Origin of the sequence: Butyrivibrio sp. TB (assembly GCF_900110805.1) — a bacterium.
Lineage (GTDB): Bacteria > Bacillota > Clostridia > Lachnospirales > Lachnospiraceae > Butyrivibrio > Butyrivibrio fibrisolvens_C.
In genome coordinates this window covers 88,084-102,861 of the sequence record NZ_FOER01000019.1, presented here as the reverse complement: position 1 = coordinate 102,861, position 14,778 = coordinate 88,084, and the positions used below count along the sequence as shown (strand labels likewise).

Annotated in this window: 16 protein-coding genes; 3 read left to right on the top strand and 13 right to left on the bottom strand. The window is 38.4% G+C overall.

Going from position 1 to position 14,778, the window contains the following annotated elements:
* Together tnpA and BMX21_RS19080 are read right to left on the bottom strand one after the other, a co-directional pair.
* On the bottom strand, positions 1 to 185 hold a 185-nt coding region (gene tnpA, locus BMX21_RS19555; protein WP_242952891.1), incomplete at its 3' end, for an IS66 family insertion sequence element accessory protein TnpA.
* Positions 186 to 218: 33 nt separating this feature from the next.
* Positions 219 to 1,265: a zinc ribbon domain-containing protein gene (locus BMX21_RS19080; RefSeq protein ID WP_177174038.1), complete on the bottom strand. Its 1,047-nt coding sequence runs from the start codon at positions 1,263 to 1,265 to the stop codon at positions 219 to 221.
* Positions 1,266 to 1,484: 219 nt separating this feature from the next.
* Here BMX21_RS19080 and BMX21_RS13170 point away from each other — a divergent pair, with 219 nt between their 5' ends.
* Entirely contained in the window at positions 1,485 to 1,709 is a 225-nt protein-coding gene (locus tag BMX21_RS13170) for a hypothetical protein (RefSeq protein ID WP_092045102.1), read from the top strand.
* A 97-nt stretch (positions 1,710 to 1,806) separates the two neighbouring features.
* On the opposite strand, the gene BMX21_RS13165 is transcribed toward BMX21_RS13170, so the two are convergent.
* The 7 genes from BMX21_RS13165 to BMX21_RS13135 all read right to left on the bottom strand — a co-directional run bounded on the left by BMX21_RS13165 (position 1,807) and on the right by BMX21_RS13135 (position 8,689).
* Positions 1,807 to 2,277, bottom strand: a complete 471-nt coding sequence (locus tag BMX21_RS13165) for a GNAT family N-acetyltransferase (RefSeq protein ID WP_092045099.1) — start codon at positions 2,275 to 2,277, stop codon at positions 1,807 to 1,809.
* 78 nt (positions 2,278 to 2,355) lie between these two features.
* Positions 2,356 to 3,471: a hypothetical protein gene (locus BMX21_RS13160; RefSeq protein ID WP_092045096.1), complete on the bottom strand. Its 1,116-nt coding sequence runs from the start codon at positions 3,469 to 3,471 to the stop codon at positions 2,356 to 2,358.
* A 104-nt stretch (positions 3,472 to 3,575) separates the two neighbouring features.
* The gene (locus tag BMX21_RS13155) at positions 3,576 to 4,226 is read right to left on the bottom strand and encodes a response regulator (protein ID WP_092045093.1); all 651 of its coding nucleotides are present in this window, start codon (positions 4,224 to 4,226) and stop codon (positions 3,576 to 3,578) included.
* A 223-nt stretch (positions 4,227 to 4,449) separates the two neighbouring features.
* Complete coding sequence (locus BMX21_RS13150) at positions 4,450 to 5,460, bottom strand: sensor histidine kinase (protein WP_092045090.1); 1,011 nt, start codon at positions 5,458 to 5,460, stop codon at positions 4,450 to 4,452.
* Positions 5,450 to 6,613 carry an ABC transporter permease gene (locus BMX21_RS13145; protein WP_092045088.1) on the bottom strand — a complete coding sequence of 388 codons (1,164 nt, stop codon included), beginning with the start codon at positions 6,611 to 6,613 and terminating at the stop codon, positions 5,450 to 5,452. The genes BMX21_RS13150 and BMX21_RS13145 overlap by 11 nt, the downstream gene beginning before the upstream one ends.
* Positions 6,600 to 7,748 (bottom strand): ABC transporter permease, encoded by a 1,149-nt coding sequence (locus tag BMX21_RS13140; protein ID WP_092045085.1) that lies wholly within the window; start codon positions 7,746 to 7,748, stop codon positions 6,600 to 6,602. Before BMX21_RS13140 ends, BMX21_RS13145 begins: the two co-directional genes overlap by 14 nt.
* Positions 7,748 to 8,689, bottom strand: coding sequence for an ABC transporter ATP-binding protein (locus BMX21_RS13135; protein WP_027205639.1), 942 nt, complete (start codon positions 8,687 to 8,689; stop codon positions 7,748 to 7,750). Before BMX21_RS13135 ends, BMX21_RS13140 begins: the two co-directional genes overlap by 1 nt.
* Before the next feature lie 483 nt (positions 8,690 to 9,172).
* On the opposite strand from BMX21_RS13135, the gene BMX21_RS13130 reads away from it, so the two are divergent.
* Positions 9,173 to 10,660, top strand: coding sequence for an MFS transporter (locus BMX21_RS13130; protein ID WP_092045082.1), 1,488 nt, complete (start codon positions 9,173 to 9,175; stop codon positions 10,658 to 10,660).
* Between the two features lie 100 nt (positions 10,661 to 10,760).
* Positions 10,761 to 12,020, top strand: a complete 1,260-nt coding sequence (locus tag BMX21_RS13125; protein ID WP_092045080.1) for a carboxylesterase family protein — start codon at positions 10,761 to 10,763, stop codon at positions 12,018 to 12,020.
* Here BMX21_RS13125 and BMX21_RS13120 read toward each other — a convergent pair.
* The 4 genes from BMX21_RS13120 to BMX21_RS13105 all read right to left on the bottom strand — a co-directional run bounded on the left by BMX21_RS13120 (position 11,965) and on the right by BMX21_RS13105 (position 14,771).
* Entirely contained in the window at positions 11,965 to 13,158 is a 1,194-nt protein-coding gene (locus BMX21_RS13120; protein WP_092045077.1) for a helix-turn-helix transcriptional regulator, read from the bottom strand. The two genes, BMX21_RS13125 and BMX21_RS13120, sit on opposite strands and share 56 nt — an antisense overlap.
* 201 nt (positions 13,159 to 13,359) lie before the next feature.
* Positions 13,360 to 13,872 carry a nitroreductase family protein gene (locus BMX21_RS13115; protein WP_092045075.1) on the bottom strand — a complete coding sequence of 171 codons (513 nt, stop codon included), beginning with the start codon at positions 13,870 to 13,872 and terminating at the stop codon, positions 13,360 to 13,362.
* A 73-nt stretch (positions 13,873 to 13,945) separates the two neighbouring features.
* Positions 13,946 to 14,251: a Dabb family protein gene (locus BMX21_RS13110; protein ID WP_027205643.1), complete on the bottom strand. Its 306-nt coding sequence runs from the start codon at positions 14,249 to 14,251 to the stop codon at positions 13,946 to 13,948.
* Between the two features lie 190 nt (positions 14,252 to 14,441).
* A complete protein-coding gene (locus BMX21_RS13105) occupies positions 14,442 to 14,771 on the bottom strand; it encodes a helix-turn-helix domain-containing protein (protein ID WP_242952925.1) in 330 nt (109 codons plus the stop codon).
* Positions 14,772 to 14,778: the final 7 nt, after the last annotated feature.

Below are 14,778 nucleotides of genomic sequence, written 5' to 3'. Positions count from 1 at the left end.
GTGACTTCAGGAATCGCGAAAGATTTCTTGCGTAGACGTTTGACAGCAGTAGAAAACGAAGAATTAGGAATTCCATTTGCTTGACAAAACTGAGAATCGGATAGCCCGCTCTTTCTGCAGTCCATAATGAGTCTGTACCATTCCTCATCTGTTCTGCGAGGTTGTGGTTTCTTTGGATTCGACATAACAGCTCCTTCCAAGTCGTAGTGAAATGTTCATCATTCGACTTTAAACATAGTAAAATGTACGTTATTCGAATCCATTATGAACCTAATTAATTGCGGTAGCGATCCACCTAATTTTTTCGCGCTTACGTTTGAATTCAGAGATTTTCGTATTTCGTTTGTTTGAGACAAAATCTCATATATCTTTCCATCCATTTCTTTTATAGCTTCAATGTTTCGCTTAACAGCTTCTATTTCTTCATTCTTTTCTTTGTTAAGTTTGGTTCTATTTTTACTAAACAAAAGTATTGATGTTAACAATGTTGCCCCAGCAATTGTCCATCCTACAGGTCCTGCCAATGCCAATAGTGCCTGTCCCCCCGCTACTCCAGCACCTCCTGCCGTTAATGCTCCTCCGCCAAGCCAAGCTAATGCTGCATTTGTTGCTGCAGCACCAGTTAATGTAGATATAGCAGTTCCAGTAGATGCGACACCAAAAGTCGTTGCAATCCACATTGCAGCAGTTGGCGCCATAAAAGCCACACTAGCCCCTGCTGCAATGCCTGCTCCTGCTCCGCCTGCTGCATTTCTAGCAGCATTAACTTCTCTCTGAGCAAATTCACAGGCGTCAGTAAATTCTTTTCTATTTATGTTTATTTCTTCAAAATCAATATCAAAACTCTTTGGGTGGTTTGCAATACTATTCACTAATAATTCTACATTACTTATAGAATCCAGCGCTCTGCATCTCTCTACATAGAGTTGCATTCCCTTATCATTCATAAGTGTATATACATCATTATATTGTGTAATGGTGCTTTCAAGCATTCTGTCCAACTCTGTAAGCTTATTGGTTATATCTTCTTTGGCATCTAACGCAGCATCTTTGATTTCCGCGGCTTTTTCGGATATTGTAGCGCTTGATTTTTTTATCATTTCGCCACCCGCTTTAGTTAGATTAGAAGAAAAATCTTTTAGCTGATCCGTATTTATCTTAAATCCTGGCTTGTCTGTTTTTTCTAAATTTTCAACCTTTGCGCCACATTTGGGGCAAAAAGCAGATTCAATTCCTAAGGTAGCTCCACATGACTTACATTTCATAACCCACCTCCATGCTTTGAATACCATGTGTTTAAATAATTCGTCACTTATAATTGTATCACAATTTAGTTATTGTATTATCGATTTAGTAACTATCGATGGAATCACTCTTCGTTTTTCTAATCATAATAAACAATTTGCCGATGGTAATTCATTTATACTCCTCGCGAAAATATTTTTTTTATTACGAAACTATAAATCACGGAAGGAAGTCAAAAAATGGATATAAATACTTTCTATAGAGAATTTGTGTCAGCTGTATTCGGGCTTCCACCTGAAGAGGCTATAGTCGAATATGACAAATATTATGCAATCCCGTGTGATTATCCGTCAGGATTTGTTTTTGATAAAACCACTGGTAAAATACTTGGCGTTGACTATAGTAAACTAGGCAAACCAAATAAAGTATGGCTTTATAACAAAAAGAAAGATTGTTATGAATAGCATACAGAAAAAACGTGCCAGTCACTGTTAAAAATATCTAACAGTGACCGGCATAACATCTTTTTTAAAAATAAATATCTCTAACCTTTATATTTTCTCAGAAATTATATTGCATGAAATTACCATTATGCTTAAATCCATATGATTCGTATAATTCAACACCCATATTAGAAGCTGTAATATAGATCGTTCCGCATCCATAGTCCTTAGCTTCCTTGACAACTCTGTCCAGAAGCTGCGTTGCAATCCCCATCCTTCTATAATCAGGATCCGTATACATACTTGATAAGATTCCAAGTCTTCCTGTAGGACATGTAAAATACGGGGGCTTTTCTGCAAAAGACATTCCGCTTGTGCCAACTATCTTATCGCCGTCAAAAGCAAGCCAGGATACATATGTTCCAGCAGCCATATTCTTGGTATAAAAATCCATCAGCGACTTCTTAAGATCCACATTTTCAGGAACAGTCTTACCTTCCGAAGTATACTCTTCTGTCAGCTGATTAATTCTCATTTTAATGATCTGGTCAAGTTCATTTTCAGTCAGCTTTTTATATACAATATCCATTATATTCATCCCCTTCTATGAACCAAAGAATTAACGAAATATAACATCTGCATATTAAGAATTTTATTACTGTCGTTTCTATCTTATAATCAATTCTGTAGTACTAGAAAAGCTCATAATTGCTCCTTTATTATCTTCTAATCTAAAGCCTTCATCACATTCGTCCCAATAGCAATTTCTCTCAGTACCATCTTCCCAAACTCTTTTATACTCATGATCAAGCATGGGATTACCTGCCTTTACCATAAGCTGAAATTCTACATTTTTAGCCCAAGGATCAACTGTGATACGATACCCTTTATCTGTTTTTTCTATCTGTACACCTTCTTGAGCATTAAAGGTATATTCATTTGTCTTTACTATTCCATGTTCTTTCTCTGTTCTTCTATAAACAGATCTGTTTTTTAATAAAACATCTCCGATCTCTTCATATTCCCATTTTTCATAGTGAAGATAATTTAAATAACTATAAGAAAATTGCTCAAATTTGCTTTTTAAAACTATATAATCACACTTGATATTATACTTTTCCTGCCTTTGCTTTAGATCATCAAAGGTATAACTTTCTAAAGAAAAGCTTTCCGGCAATTGTTCTATCCAACCGTTATAATATATAGTTGCTCCCCTGTCCGGATTATTTACATATTCTTTTACATCACCATTTTGAAGCACCAATTCACCCGGAAGACCATAATATTCAAAAAAAGCATCAGCCGTACTATCAAATGAACCTTCTCGAAGCGGTCTATAACACAAACCGGTATGGAATGAATCACCAAATATTGTATCAGATGGAAGATCAAGACTCTTCAAATAGTATTCCTTAGAACACTCAACAAATTCTTCCAACATATCATCGTCTGGTCTAAGCCATACAGCACCGGTTTTTATATTAGCAGCAAATCCTCTATCTGTATGTCCGTCATTCATTGTACCTGTTACATAATCAGTAAGATACCAGGGACCACTTGGATACATTAAATCATAATGATTAATTTCTACTATCTTTCCATAAGGACAATTCATTTTTATCCAGTCTTCCATTAATGCTGTGCCCTGTTTTACAACTTCATTAGCTTCATCTTCTGAATACCGTGATCCATAGCATCCCGACAAAAGAAGACAGCTACTTGCAATAATGCAAAAAAGTGCAATAAACCTCTTAATCTCCAATGATACAAACTTATATTTCATACGTCTCCCCCTAAAAAATAGATTCCCCTTTAATAAATGAAACACACTATAAATGTGTGTTTCAAATTAATGAACTCTAGATATCTATATACATATCAATATGATCACTGATGATTTTTGAGATAAAAAATCGCAAGCTGTGTCCTGTCACGCAGTTCCAGCTTTTCAAGAATTGTAGACAGATAGTTCCTGACAGTTCCCTCTGACAAAAAGAGCTTTCCAGCAATCTCCTTATTGGAATAGCCTTCTGCTACCAGCTGGATAACCTCAAACTCTTTTTCTGTAATATCTTTGGACTCATAGTCAAATTCAGATTCACTACTTGAAGCTTTGTTCATAAGCGCAGGAAGTTTGTCTACAACAGCTCCTCCGAATACGCTCTGACCATTTAATGCAGCTTTGATCGCAGCCGGAAGTGATTTATAGTCCTGCTTCAGAAGATATCCTCTAACGCCAAGTTTTAGAGCTTTCACAATATATTCATCATCAGAGAATGTTGTCAAAAAAAGTATCACAGCGTCCTTGTGCCTTTTTAATATCTCTTCTGCAGCTTCAAGTCCATTCATATCGGCCATTCTGATATCCATAAGAAGAAGGTCCGGGCTTAGCTTGTCATATAAATCTATACCTTCTCGTCCGCTGCCACCCTTGCCAACGACGTTAAAGCCTTCTTCCGCATTTATGATCATCTCAAGAGACATTGTTATAAGTTCATCATCATCTACTAATAGTATCTTTTTATCTTCTACCGGCATAGTACGTAATCCTTATTTCTATCTTTATTTCTATCTTTATTTCTATGTTTAGTTCTATATTTATTTTATATCTTTAATCTTATCTTTATTTCTATATTAATTTTATATCTTTATTTATAGCTTAATTTGTATCTTTTTTTATATCTTAAGTTGTATCTTAGTTTGTATCTTTATTTGTATCTCTATGTTCTTGAAACGGTTCCTTAACTCCATCCCCCAGGGGTCATTTTGGTCTCTGGGGATCATTTATGGGGAGGCGCGCAAAGACTGTGAAGCCGTCGTTTGTATAGAAGTAAGCATCGCCACCAAGAGATCTTGCTCTGTTCCTGATATTCTCAAGGCCTATACCGTCAAGACTGCCGGATGAGATCTTTTCTTTCTGAGCATCAGACAGATGTCCATTATCAGTGACAGAAAGGCTACAAAAGCTATAGTTCCTCTGAAGTATGATGGAGACGGTGTCTGCACTTGAATGCTTTAATATGTTAGTAACTGCTTCTTTTAGTATACCGATCAGAGACAGCTTTATCTTTGTAGGAACAGACTCGTCAAGATCAAGATCTGCAAGGACTTTATAGTCTTTAAGTTCTCCTATTATATCATCAAAGTTCTTCTTAAGGTCTATAGAATCGTCGTGAAGATCATGAACTGAGGCTCTCATCTTCTCCATAGACTCATCCAGGGTTCCTGCCAGCATCTCAAGCTGCGAACTTATAGAATCATCCTTGTTGACAGTCTTGATAGCTCCAAGTAGAAGGATTGCTCTTGACAGAAGGTGGCCTACATTGTCATGGATCTCTCTTGCTATCCTGTTGCGCTCAGCAAGTGTAGCAAGGTGTACCTGCTGGTCCTGCTCTGACATAAGGCGTCTATTCTTGTCTTCAAGCATATCTTCCAGTTCCTTGCTGTCATCTCTTGTTCTAAAAAGAAGTGTCTTGTATTTCATCATGATCTCATACAAGATGATAGAGACAGCTGTAAAAGCTCCAAGTATCACGATTGCCCATAGCTTTAACATGTCATAAGGATCTCCCCAAACATACGCACCTGCTATCACAAAAGGGATCAAGGTAACAAAACTGTAAACTCTTTTATCATTAAAAAGAAGACTTACTTCAAGTATCAAAAAAATGCAAACAGACACCACAACCGAAGAGGTTGTAATGCCATTTGCATTTGCTATAGTAATAAGTCCTGCCGCCGCCAGAAGGCGGATAATCACATCATAGAGCATATTGTTCCTTTTTCCTTGTAATGATCATGCCTGCTGCTAAGAAAGTAAGGCCAAAGAGAACCTCTATAAGAAGATATGTTCCAAAACGTCGTCCCATAATGCTGTCAACCGGCGTGTCATTGATAAAATCCAAAGCTCTTGTATACCAGTAAAGAGGCATGAAGTGAGCTGCCTTGACAATACCTTCAGACAGAAGCTCTTTGTTAATAAACACTCCGCATAGAAAACTCATGGACAATACCAGCATATTGGATATCATGTTGATAAGATTCTCGCTGGATGATATCGAGCAGATAAAATATGCCATTCCAAGTCCCACCAGCATCAGAGCGTAGGTATCAAGTGCATAGTATAGGAGCTTTTCATTAGCATATTCAAGACCCATAAGCTGGATGACCAGAATTACAAAAGAAGTGATCGCAAAGCCCACGAAGGTTACGCCTCCGATAGTTGCTGCATTTCTGGTCATAAAGTGCATTCCACTAACTGAAATACGCTTTTTGACATCTTTGTTCTTCATAAAAGTCAGAGTACTTGCACAGCAGATGCACAGGAGCATCATAAGTGTGTATCCGTTAAATGTGAACATGGATGTATAAAAAGAACGATGGTTATCATCAGATGTATCAAGTACAGATGCCTTAGTGCCACTGAGCTCTAACATCTGATCATAAGTAAGTCTTATAGCCTCATCCTCGCTATAACCACTATTTAAATATATCACAACGTCCTGCAGATAGTCATCAAGCTTTTGGGTTAATAGGAACTGTGATGCGGTGGTACCCGGTGCTATATAAGTAAGAGCACCTTCCGTATTACCGGATAAAATATTTTCTTCGAACCCCTCAGGAATTATAAGAGCATATTCATAGATAAGGAATCTTACATTATCATTCATAGTCTGAGGATCATCGGTCTTTGGATCTACAACTTCCTGAGTGCTTTCAAGATAGCTTACAAGAGCTCTGCTTAGTTTAGAGTTATCCTTGTCTGTTACAGCCACTTTGACAGTTACTTCTTCAAAGACATCTTCTTGTGTAGTAACCGTAGCTCTTGCCTGCATATTTCCAAATACTGCAAATATGGAAAAATAGACTATTATGGTCATTATATTGGATTTAAGAGATTTAAGTATCGCATTAAAGACTGACATATTTCCTCCTCCTTAAAAGGAATGCACTGATGATGAGACATCCGGCAATCATACCGCTCATAATATAAATATCCTGATAGTATATATCTGTTTTGCCATAAGCAGCTCTTGTATACAGACAGTCTACAAGAAGCGCTGCGGGATTGATCTTATTTAGTATAGGAAAGTTCGCTTCAATAAGCTGCCTTATCTGGTGCCACATAAGGCCGCTGCAAAAAGAACATGTCATAGTAAAAGCAAGCGGCACTACTACAAGCAGTCTTTCATTTCTGATCAAAGAACCCATAAGTACACCTGCTGATATTCCAAGCCCGCTTCCAAGAGTAGTCAGGAAGATTATGTTAAGAAGCGGAGCTCCAAGATTTATCTTCAAGATATACTCAACATATACAACAACTATTGCATTAGAGACAGCTTGCAGTGTAAGGCCTGCTAAGATTCCTGCCGCAATTGACAAAAGCTTACTTGCCGGTGAACATTCAAAACGCTTGCCTCGCTCAGTCAGATTGGCACACATTCCTTCCAGCATCGCCGTACTTATCCAGGAACTAAAAAGTGAAGCCATAGCTATAAGAGCAAAGAAGTATTGAAGGTACTGGGAAGTATTATTGCCAAATTCATGTTCTTTAAGGACTTTAAGATCACCGGATATCATCTCCATAGAACTTTCAAGCTTATCAGGATGGTCTTTGGCTATATTTTCTATAAGTGTTACTTTGTTCTCATACTCTCTTACTATCTGATTAAGAGTTGTCGTCTTATATCCGTTAAAAGGAACGATTGTCTCTACATCGCCGTTATCATCAACATATATTCCATACAGACCATCTTCTCCTTTTAGGTCCTTTAGTGCTTCCTCTTTGGATGGATATTCATGTACATTAAGTATCTTCTCATGATCGTCATTTTCTTTAGAAAGCTCATCCAGCATCAAAGTAAAGCTTGTATCAACGTCTCCTGTATTAACATATCCAACATCTATTGCTTTAAATGTATCAGGATCTTCTGCGATCATATTTCCAAATCCCATATAAAAAGCTGTAGCCAGAACGATCGGGAACAGGAAGTTCCATCCAACAAGATATCTGTTTCTTGCAAGCTCTTTTAATTTGTATATATAAATGCGTCCAAACATCAGTCTCTAAGCTCCTTTCCTGTTATCTCAAGGAATACGTCATTTAGTGATGGAAGCTGTGTTGATACATGTCCAAATGGGATATGATTATCAGTAAGATATCCAAGGATGTGTACAAGGTTGTGTTCTCCGCCATCGCACTTGATCACAAGATCATCACCATCTTCTTTGACCTTGTATACATGATTTATCTCTTTGATATCACCTATGATCTTGTCTGATCTGTCAGGAAGGCCGACCCTTATCGTCTCACGGCTTATAAGAGATGACTTGAGCTCTTGTGAAGTGCCACTTGCTACGTTTCTGCCATGATCCATGATGACTACTCTGGTACAGAGCTCTTCAACTTCTTCCATATAGTGTGATGTATAGATGATCGTAGCTCCTGCCTTATTCATCTTCCTGATGCCTTCAAGTATCGCATTCCTTGACTGGGGATCAACAGCAACTGTCGGCTCATCGAAGATGATAAGCTTTGGCTTATGAGCGATACCGCAGGCTATGTTAAGTCTTCTGAGAAGTCCTCCTGAGAGCTTTTGAGGCTTATACTTTTTGTATTCTGATAGACCTGTAAACTCAAGAGCTTCCTCTACATATTTTTTTCTTAGAGCTTTATTTTTAATATATAATCCGCAGAAAAAGTCTACATTCTCATATACGTTCAAGGTATCAACTACAGCTACATTCTGCATTACAACGCCTATCTGTGACTTGATATCATAAGCCTCAGGTTTCATCTCTTTGTCAAAAATAGTAACTGTCCCCTTATCATACTGAAGCAGTGATAACAGGCAGTTGATCGTTGTGGTCTTGCCTGACCCGTTTGGTCCAAGAAGTCCTAATATCTCTCCTTCCTGTACATTAAGTGAAAAGTGGTCAACTGCAACTTTGTCTCCATATCTTTTTACCAGATTATCGATTGCTACTACGCTAGTACTCATATTCTTCTCCCTTTATGATTAGTTAGTTGAAGGCTTCCCACTTGGACGGTGCAGTATCACCAAAGGCCTTGCTGAGGCAGGCAAGTGGGAAGTCTGAGTTAGTTATATACCATTTTATCTATTGTCTCGTGGATGACTTGTTATGAGACTATAATACATATAGCAGCACTTATAAACCAGTGAACATCGTCACCATTTATAATGACAATTGTCATATCTGATTCATAAAAAATTCTGCTTTGCTGGATTCTTGCGTTTTTTCCTTTGGCCACAAGAAATCATGATTTCTTGGTTGTGAATGTCTACTGCCAAAAATATTCTTTTCTAACTATTTAGCAGATTCTGACACAAAGTATTATGTATAACATGATATGCGCTATATAATATATTGTTATATTCTGTCTCATTTTTTTCTATTTACAGTTGCTTGTTAAAAATATAATTATCGTATTAAATATACTTTTGACCAAAGGAGCAATTGTAATGAAAACGCAGCAATCAAAAGAATTACTAAATGGAGTATCACCAGATTCAGCAAAAGAAACGTCTCAAGATTCAGCAAAAGTAACATCTCAAGATTCAGCACCAGCTTCACGAAAAGAAACAAAGCTTTCCTTTCTGGAACAGTTTGGATATTTTAGTGGCGACTTTGGAGGTAGTCTTGTAAACCTCTACATAAGTGCTTTCTATGTTACATTCTGTACATACGTTCTTGGCATCAGTCCTGCATGGATGGCAACACTTATCTTCGTCGCCAAGATATGGGATGCAATCAACGATCCTATGATTGGTTCACTACCTGACAGATTCAAGATTGGCAAGGGCACAGACAAGTTCAAGCCCTGGATCAGATTATTCATGGTGCCTCTGGCACTTACAGGCCTTATGTGCTTTACTAATACAGTTTCTATGCCTGATATTATCAAGCATGCATGGGTCGCTGTATCCTACATTCTCTATGGAATGGCATATACAGGTGTATCAATGCCTTACGGCGCTATGGCTTCTGTTATCACAGACTCACCTGTAGAAAGGACCAAGCTTTCAAGAGCAAGAGCTTTCGGCGGGATGGGCGTTGGTATCCTTTTCATCCCTCTTGTATCTCTTGCTATCTGGGACGAAGCAGGTAATCCAAATGCAAAGGGATATTTCCTTATGGCGATCGTAGCAGGCGTATTGTCAGTAATCTTCTATCTTATCCTTCTTGGTCTTACCAAGGAAAGAATCCATCAGGAACACAGATTCGCAGGTGCATCTGCCCGCAAGTACAGCCTTACACATGTTGTTAAGGAAGCCTTTACTAACAGAGCCCTTATTGCAGTTATGATCGCGTCTATCGGCAGCATGTTCGCAAGTGCACAAAGCATGAACAACTTCCTTTACAAAGAGTACTATCATATGCCCAAAGCAATGGCAGCATCTTCAATGATCAGCCTTCCTATGATGTTCGTGGCATTCTTTGCAGTACCACGTCTTGCCAAGATCGTAGGTAACAGGAAGCTCATTATCTACTCAGCATTTTACAGTATCATCGCATTCGGTATCTTATTCTTCATTAGGATCCCTAACTGCTATGTATTCATGTTTGTAAATACTGTTGCAAACCTCGGACTTACAACCTTCACAATGCTCGTATGGGCACTTGTAACAGAATCAATCGATTACCAGGAATATAAGACCGGCGAGCGCTCAGATGGAACTATGTATTCTATTTATACATTCTCCAGGAAAATAGGTTCCGCAGCCGCAGCTTCTATCTCAACAGCTCTTATAGGAACAGCCGGATTTGTAGCTGGTGCCAAAGAGCAGATCCCGGAATTTGGCGAGAACATAAGAAAACTTGTAATCCTTATGCCTTTATTGGGCGCAGTCGTGATCCTTGTAAGTATCCTTCTCATCTACCCTCTTACCAAGAATAAGTCCGATGAGATGTATGCAAAACTTCATGAAATGCATGAATCCAAGAACTAAAAATATGAGCTACTAAACATAACTTCAGAAATCCGTAGCTATTGCGGATTTCTGAATGTACAAGCATTAAATCATACATAACAATATAAGGAGAAACAGTATGAATACTATCATCCGCGATACAGACCTTGGACAGATAAAGGGACTTGAACTTGATGATAATACAGTCCAGTTTAGAGGCATCAGATATGCTACTGCCAGAAGATTTGCTTATCCAGAGCCTGTGACGAGTTTTGATGGCATATATGATGCCACCAATTTCGGCAATGCCTGCCCACAATTTAGAACCTACGATCCAGAGGATCATAAAGACCCTGCACCTTTCTACTACAAGGAATTCAGGGAAGGTGCCAAGTATACTTATGATGAGGATTGTCTTTTTCTTAATATATATGCACCAAAGGATGCCGAAAAAGCCCCTGTTATCATCTACATCCATGGCGGAGCATTCCTTGGTGGATGCGGCAATGAGAATCATATGGACGGTACAGCCTATGCCCGTAAAGGTATCATATTCGTATCTATAAATTATAGACTTGGCGTACTTGGTTTTCTGTGTGACCGAAAGCTTACCAAGGAATCAGGTCATAGCGGCAACTACGGCTTATATGACCAACTTGAAGCCATCAAATGGGTTCATGATCATATAGAGTACTTTGGCGGCGATAAGGACAATATTACACTTTTCGGTCAATCAGCAGGCGCTATGAGTATACAGCAGCACTGCTTCTCTCCCCTTACCAAGCCTTATATTCAAAAGGTATATATGGCAAGCGGAGGCGGAATTGGCAAGGAATTTGCAGGTGTAAGTTCTGTAGAAGACAGTTATGACTATTTTGAAAGACTTACAAGTCTTCTTGGAGATGAGCCTGAAGATTGGAGACAGGTTCCTGTCAAAGAGCTTATAGAAAAGTTCCAGAGCGTGATAGACAGAGATCTTATGTCGCATTGCTGCCCGCATATAGACGGACTTATCATACCCAAAGATCCTGCACAGTCATTAGAAGACAAGGACTACGCAGATGTTCCATATCTTCTTAGCACAAACTCAGAAGATATGGCACCACAGTTCCTGCATCAGATGAGCAAAGACTTCTGCAATACTGTAAATAGGAACGAAGGCAGAGCCTACTACTTCTACTTCTCAAGAAAACTCCCCGGAGATGACAAGGGAGCTTTCCACTCAGCAGAGCTTTGGTATACGATAGGATCCATACGTAAGTGCTGGCGTCCGATGACCCAGGAAGACTTCGATCTGTCGGACAAACTGGTAGATATGATATGCGAGTTTGCAAATACAGGTGCTATATCTTATAGCTCCTTCGATACGCCGATGGCGTCATTTGAAATTCATCCTTAAATAATTTGACAAAATAATTGGCATCAGGAATTCCTACACTGCCGCTGATCTTCTGAATCTCATCGCTTGTAGAGATAAGAAGGCCGGCGGCTTTTTTTAGTCTTACTTTTCTAAGATACACAGCCGGAGTAATACCTGTTTCTTCTTTAAATTGTGCGATCATGTAACTTTCTGTGATATTTAGCTCTTTGGCAATATCCTTGATAGTGAGCTCATTCATATAATTTTGATTGATAGAATACATGATGCTCTGAGTCATCGCAGAGTATTTCTCGTTCTTAATAGATCTCACCATCTCACAGAACTCTTTTAACATAGTCTCACAGGCATCTATCATCTGCTTCTGGCTCTGCGCAGCAGCTATTGCTTTAGATTCCTTGGTTGTGATCTTATGTATGATAGGTGCAGGAACTCCCGCTTCATAAGCTGCTATCCTGCTCATAGCTCTGTTAACAGCAAGTCCCAGTCTTTGGTCTTCCATATTGAACTTCTTGGTCCACATTCCGGAAGCATTCTCAGACAAAAGTTTTCTATAATGCAGCACCTCCTGAGTATTGCCACGCTTTATCGCATCCATATACTGTCTTTCAGTCATATAGTGAGTCTCAAGATTGGCATTACTCATCTTCACAAGCTCATTATCATAAATATCCTCGTTTTTTTCATATTTATATGCAGTATAATGCTCAGTCAGATTCTCAAGATCAAGGCTTCGCAATATACCGCGGAGTATTTTCTCCATAATGCTCTCGTGTATCACAGGATATCTGCCATAATAGATAAGAAGATTCTGAGCATCCATATTCTTTTTGTCTATCTTATTGCAGATCTGGATGCTCCGCCCGATCGTCATCTCTTCTGCAAGATAAGGTCCTAGTATTACAGGTTTATCTTCATAGTAAAAAAGGATGATCCTTACATGGAGAATGTCTTCGAAATAGTTAACATTATCATGATGACTCTTATCAAGTATCAGTTTAAGAGCATCTTCTGTAAGCCATGACTGTGCATCTATTACTCTATTGTCACTGCAGAATCTTTCGATATCTTCATATCTATCAAAAGTCGAATAATCTATATTAAAAATATCATGAATAAGATTCATTGTTACTGTTAACTTGTCAAGTTCCTTGTCCATATAAGTTCCTTCTTAATAAATATTTATCGGCTCCATAATACAGAATCATTGATTAAATCAGTTGTTGCAAAGCCGCAGCGTCCCATGATAGACACAAGCTCAGCTGTCATGGAATTAATCTCCTTGTTATCTTGTTGGAATCGTTGTTACCAGCCATAAACACCTCCAATATTAAGTTATAGAACCCCATAACCCGATTGATTACAGATAGCTTACAGTTTCAGACAGATCTTTTCTCTTACCATGATTCTCAAGTGGACCAGCTCCCTCTGCTGCAAATCCAAGGTCAAGGAGCATGAGGATTTCCTCATTATCCGGAAGTCCCAGATCTTTGGCAAGTTCATCGGGATCAAAGAAATTGATCCAGCAGCTGTCAACACTTTCATCAGCTGCAGCCAGGATCATGTGAGTTGCAACTATAGTCGCATCTTCAATACCTGAGTCTCTCTTGCCGCCCGGATAAGTAAATACATTGTTCTTATCAAATGCTACAGCTATAACCAAAGGCGCACCATATCTGCAAGGTGTAGCTTTATCAACCTTTGCAAGAGCATCGTCTGATTCAAGCACATAGATATGCTGCTCTTGCAGATTCTTTGCAGTAGGAGCAAGTCTTCCTGCTTCAAGAATATGCTGAAGGCTAGCCTTATTGACCTTTCTGTCACTGTACTTTTTGCATGAATAGCGGTTCTTAACTACGTCTTTAAACTCCATACTCTAATCCTCCTGTGTTATAGAAATCATAACTTATATTAAAAATATACTTAACGCTGTTATTAATAATTTCCTATTGAACAATATAATCCAGGCAGCTTCTAAGCTTGGTATATGGTCTTACCTTATTATCAGCTACAGCTACATGCTCAGGATGAGTCGCATAATTTTTAAGCGCCTCTTCACTTTCAAAAGTTGAATCAAGCATCAGATCGGCATTGGAAGAAGGTAAAACTTCTATATTAACCTTGATCTCCACAATTCCCGGAACCTTATCTTTAAGGCCCTCAAGGCCATCCTTGATGCTCTTTTTGATATCAGCCTTCTCAGAATCAGAAAGCTCATCTTTTAATGTCCACAAGATCACATGCTTTACCATAAGTGTTATTTCCTTTCTATTGATAGTTATCTTTTTATACTCAAATTTCAGTAGTCTCAAATATCATTATAACTAATGCATTTAGAAAAAAATATATTTTTAGAATTTCTTAATACATAAAAAAAATCCGAAACCTACTATGGAATCGGATTTTTAAACTTTACTTACAAAATAAAACCATAGGCCAATGTCACTTTATCGGTCTTGCAATATTTACTGTAGGTTGTACTGAGAAACTAAGTCCAAGCTTATTAAATATTTTCAACAGAGTGGAAAGATTTGGCGTTGTTTTACCGGACTCGATCCTAGCTACGGATGAATGTGGTATACCACATAATTGCGCCAATTCTCTTTGAGATAATTCAAGATTATGTCTTTGTTCTATCATAGCTCCAACAATAGCTGATATTTCTTCGACTTCATCAATATCATTCCCTATAATGGGAGAAGTTTCTCTTACGTGATCTTTATATTTTTTCCAATCACTCATGTTTTCCGCCTTTCCTTTTTCTCCAATCATCTCTTTC

Bases quoted from the DNA above. Each gene is read 5' to 3' on its own strand.
- BMX21_RS13115 (WP_092045075.1), bottom strand. From the start codon at position 13,872: ATGGAGTTTAAAGACGTAGTTAAGAACCGCTATTCATGCAAAAAGTAC.
- BMX21_RS13170 (WP_092045102.1), top strand. From the start codon at position 1,485: ATGGATATAAATACTTTCTATAGAGAATTTGTGTCAGCTGTATTCGGG.
- BMX21_RS13120 (WP_092045077.1), bottom strand. From the start codon at position 13,158: ATGGACAAGGAACTTGACAAGTTAACAGTAACAATGAATCTTATTCAT.
- BMX21_RS13135 (WP_027205639.1), bottom strand. From the start codon at position 8,689: ATGAGTACTAGCGTAGTAGCAATCGATAATCTGGTAAAAAGATATGGA.
- BMX21_RS13105 (WP_242952925.1), bottom strand. From the start codon at position 14,771: ATGATTGGAGAAAAAGGAAAGGCGGAAAACATGAGTGATTGGAAAAAA.
- BMX21_RS13110 (WP_027205643.1), bottom strand. From the start codon at position 14,251: ATGGTAAAGCATGTGATCTTGTGGACATTAAAAGATGAGCTTTCTGAT.
- BMX21_RS13155 (WP_092045093.1), bottom strand. From the start codon at position 4,226: ATGCCGGTAGAAGATAAAAAGATACTATTAGTAGATGATGATGAACTT.
- BMX21_RS19080 (WP_177174038.1), bottom strand. From the start codon at position 1,265: ATGAAATGTAAGTCATGTGGAGCTACCTTAGGAATTGAATCTGCTTTT.
- BMX21_RS13150 (WP_092045090.1), bottom strand. From the start codon at position 5,460: ATGCTCTATGATGTGATTATCCGCCTTCTGGCGGCGGCAGGACTTATT.
- BMX21_RS13165 (WP_092045099.1), bottom strand. From the start codon at position 2,277: ATGGATATTGTATATAAAAAGCTGACTGAAAATGAACTTGACCAGATC.
- BMX21_RS13160 (WP_092045096.1), bottom strand. From the start codon at position 3,471: ATGAAATATAAGTTTGTATCATTGGAGATTAAGAGGTTTATTGCACTT.
- BMX21_RS13125 (WP_092045080.1), top strand. From the start codon at position 10,761: ATGAATACTATCATCCGCGATACAGACCTTGGACAGATAAAGGGACTT.
- BMX21_RS13140 (WP_092045085.1), bottom strand. From the start codon at position 7,748: ATGTTTGGACGCATTTATATATACAAATTAAAAGAGCTTGCAAGAAAC.
- BMX21_RS13130 (WP_092045082.1), top strand. From the start codon at position 9,173: ATGAAAACGCAGCAATCAAAAGAATTACTAAATGGAGTATCACCAGAT.
- BMX21_RS13145 (WP_092045088.1), bottom strand. From the start codon at position 6,613: ATGTCAGTCTTTAATGCGATACTTAAATCTCTTAAATCCAATATAATG.